The sequence below is a fragment of the Streptomyces sp. NPDC060198 genome (assembly GCF_042728415.1).
Lineage (GTDB): Bacteria > Actinomycetota > Actinomycetes > Streptomycetales > Streptomycetaceae > Streptomyces.
The window spans coordinates 1-3,578 of sequence record NZ_JBHWZJ010000541.1 but is presented as its reverse complement, the minus strand read 5'-3'; the positions used below and the strand labels follow the sequence as shown (position 1 = coordinate 3,578).

2 protein-coding genes and 1 pseudogene are annotated in these 3,578 nt (G+C 70.5%); 1 reads left to right on the top strand and 2 read right to left on the bottom strand.

The window, feature by feature from the left end:
* Positions 1-40: 40 nt before the first annotated feature.
* Positions 41-2,794 carry a cellulose binding domain-containing protein gene (locus tag ACFWEP_RS33090; protein WP_387375762.1) on the bottom strand — a complete coding sequence of 918 codons (2,754 nt, stop codon included), beginning with the start codon at positions 2,792-2,794 and terminating at the stop codon, positions 41-43.
* A gap of 256 nt (positions 2,795-3,050) precedes the next feature.
* Positions 3,051-3,167 carry an SDR family oxidoreductase gene (locus ACFWEP_RS33085; RefSeq protein WP_387375760.1) on the bottom strand — a complete coding sequence of 39 codons (117 nt, stop codon included), beginning with the start codon at positions 3,165-3,167 and terminating at the stop codon, positions 3,051-3,053.
* Between the two features lie 75 nt (positions 3,168-3,242).
* On the opposite strand from ACFWEP_RS33085, the pseudogene ACFWEP_RS33080 reads away from it, so the two are divergent.
* Positions 3,243-3,470: pseudogene (locus ACFWEP_RS33080) on the top strand (3-phenylpropionate dioxygenase); the annotation flags it as partial.
* Positions 3,471-3,578: the final 108 nt, after the last annotated feature.

Below are 3,578 nucleotides of genomic sequence, written 5' to 3'. Positions count from 1 at the left end.
GCACCAGCGCGGAAGCGACGCTCACGTGCGCCTGCCGGTCCTACAGGGAGCAGCTCTTCCCGCCGAGAGTGAAGGCGCTCGGCGCGCCGTTGCTCCCGGTCCAGCTGCCGGTGAAGCCGAAGGTCGCCGACGACCCGACCGCGAGCTTGCCGTTCCAGCCGGCGTCGGTGGCCGTCACCGCCGTGCCGGACTGCTGGACGGTGGCGTTCCAAGCCTGGGACACCTGCTGCCCGTTGGGGAAGGTCCAGGCGAGCTTCCAGCCGTCGATCGCCGTGTCACCGGTGTTGGTGAGGGTGACGTCGCCCTGGAAGCCGCCGGACCACTGGTTGGTGATCTTGTACGTCACCTTGCAGGCGGCACCGGCCGGGGTCCCGGGGTCGGTACCCGGATCGGTTCCGGGGTCGGTGCCCGGGTCCGTACCGGGGTCGGTGCCCGGGTCGGTGGTGCCGGTGTCACCGGACGCGGAGTCGCCGTACAGGACGCCGCGCCCATTGGTGGAGACGTACACCCGGCCGAAGATCCGCGGGTCGCCGGTGATCGCGCCACCGGTCCAGCCCCACTGGTGGGCGTCGTCGTTGATCCGGGTCCAGCTCGCGCCCGCGTCGGTGGACCGGAAGATGCCGCGCACCCCGCCGATCTTCGCGCTGGTGAACAGGGTCTGGTACGAGGCCCCCTGGGCCGCCTTGCCGAACCCGATGGAGTCCGCCTGCGCCACGTTGGACAGCTTGGTGAAGGTGGCGCCGGAGTCGGTGGAGTGCCACAGCCCGTACGCACCCGTGGTCGTGCCGCCGGCCAGCCAGACGTCACCCTCGATGCCGGGGACGGCCTTGAAGCGGACGTTGCCCTCGGCGGGGAGGCCGGTGGAGGACTTCGCCGTGAAGGTGGCGCCGGAGTCGGTGGAGACGTAGAAGACACCGGACTTGTAGCCGTAGAACTTCTTCGGGTTCTTGCGGTCCGACTCCACGGTGGCACCGGCCGGGATGCCGGTGGACGCGGTCCACGAGGAGCCGAATCCGGTGGTGCGGTAGACCCCGGTGCCCGCCGGGCTCCAGACGAACGAGCTGCCGTCCGCCGCCGCCGCGACGGTGCCGCCGCCGGTGACGCCCGAAGGATCCGTGCCCCCGAACCAGTTGGCGCCGTTGTCGGTGGAGAACGCGACGTGCGGGGCGGCGTCCGCGTCACCCACGCGCACCACGGTGTTGGGGGACGCCTCGGCGAAGTCGAGGCTGGTGGAGGAGGTGAAGTTGGGCGAGGTGTACATCATCGCGGGCACGGCGTCGAGGTTCGTGTGCCGGAAGCCGCCGACGTCGAGCATCGCGCTGAGCAGCGGGGCGCCGGAGGGCGGGCTCGCCAGGTCGTTGACCGACGTCTCCTCGATCCCCTTCACCATCGGCGTGATCTTGAACTGGCTGCCGGTGTCCCAGTTCTTGAGGTTCTCGGTGCCGTAGAGGGTCGCTCCGGTGCCGTACATCATGCGGTTGGAGTCGAACGGGTCGATCTCCAGCGACTCCGTCATCCAGCCGAGCTTCGGACTGGTCTCGGGCGGCGAGGGGTTGGCGCCCCAGGTGAGCCACGGCACCGAGGAGACGTCCTGGGTGTAGCGGGTGGAGCGGTTGGGGTAACTCGTATACTCCCAGGCGGTCGTCCAGGTCGCGCCGCTGTCGGTGGACCGGAAGATCTGGGTGTCCGGCCACCAGGAGCTGTAGGCGGTCGCCATCAGCGTGCCGGGCTTCTGCCGGTCCACGGTGAGCCCGCTGAAGCCGTAGTACGTGTCGGCCTCGGCGACGGGGCTGACGTCCAGCCAGGTGCCGGTGGCGGTGTCGTAGCGGGCGATCTTGCCCTTCCCGCCGTCGTACGGGCCGCCGGTGTCGCTCAGCGGGAGGTAGAGGTAGCCGGTGCCCTCGTCCAGTACGCCCTTGTGCGCCAGGTAGCCGGTCGGCTGTCCGGCGATCCGCGACCAGGTGGCACCGGCGTCGGTGGAGCGGTAGACGGTGTTGGCCTTGTCGGCCACCCCGACGTAGATGTTCTTCGTGGCGGTGCCGGAGCTGCCGCCACGACCGTCGAAGGTCACCCAGGTGACGCCCTGGTTGTCGTTGCCGTAGCCGCTGGTGTCGGACGGGTCCTGGGAGTAGTTCCCGACGTTGGGGAAGGCGGTGACCTTCGACCACGTCGCACCCGAATCGGTGGACCGCCAGAGGCCGTTGCCGCTCGGGGCGCCGAGGTAGAGCACCGAGTTCTTGCGCGGGTCGACGGCGAGCCGTTCACCCATCCCGCGCCCCGGCATGTTGCCGCCGAGCTTGAAGGGGAGCACCGACGGCGTCCAGGTGGCGCCCCGGTCCGTGGAGCGCAGCACCGCGCCGTTGTTGGGGTCCCAGCTGTTGGTGTAGGTACCGGCGGCAACGTACACGTTGTTCGGCTGCACCGGGTCGGAGGCGAGGCTCACCACGCCGGTGTAGCCCCAGTGGTCCCAGTCCACCGAGTCGAGCAGCGGCTTCCACTGCTTGCCCGACTGGTCCCAGCGGTAGGCGCCCCCGATGTCGGTGCGCGCGTAGGCGAGGTTCTTCTCGCTCCGGTTGAAGATGACGCCCGGAACGAAACCGCCGCCGTCGACACGGGCGTTCTTCCAGGTGTAGGAGTCCGCTGCGAGGGTGGTGGCCGACGACAGATCGGATGCTTCCGCCGTGGTGGCGCCGCTGCTGGGCTGCGCCACGGACGGGGTGGCAATGCCCGACAAGCCTGCTGCCAAGGCGAACGCCGCCAGCAGGGCTGCAAAGGGTCTGGCTCTCAAACGCACGGAAAAGTCCTCTCCGAGCTGGACCGCCACACGGGTGGCAGTGGGCCGATGCGGGGGTGGGAGCGCTCCCAAACGCAGCCCGATGGTAGCGGCGCACGGCATTGCGGAGAAGGGGTGGGACAGGAGGTCATCGGATGAATTCACTGCGCCGCGTGCGGAGTTGAACGCGCACGCGGTGTCACTCGCCGAGTCGACGGCACGACTCCCGGGCATTCCGGTCCCGGACGTACCGGGGAGCCGCAGCCGTCCGCGGTGGTCAGCGGCTGGTGCAGCCGGCGTCCACGTGGATGACCGAGCCGGTGACGTACGAAGCCTGGTCGGAGGCGAGCCACGGGCCGGCCTGGGCGACCTCACGGGGTCGGCCGCCCGGCACGGCGTGAGCCGACCTGCCGTGATCGCCTACTACCTCGGCTGTGCACCGCCGGATGTCGGGGCGGACGAACTGGCGGCCTTCCTCCGCTGCGCCGAGTGGGACGTGCCGTGGCGGTACGCCGTGGAGAACCTGCTCGACCCGATCCACGGGGCCTTCCCCCACCACGACTCGCACACGATGTTCGACGGGGACACCACGGCCGAGTCCCGCATCCGGGAGACCGGCCGGGGCTACTTCTTCGAGAAGACGGACCAGCGGGGCGTCAACTTCGACCGGGTGGAGCCCTGCCGCACCGGGGTGGACCAAGGGCCGTCCTCGACGCGCCGGTGGCGCCGGAAGAAGACGCGGGGCCGAGCCGCGCTCAGCCCTCCCGCGCCGGGGTCGTCGCGCGCCCGGCCGGGTCTCCCTGCC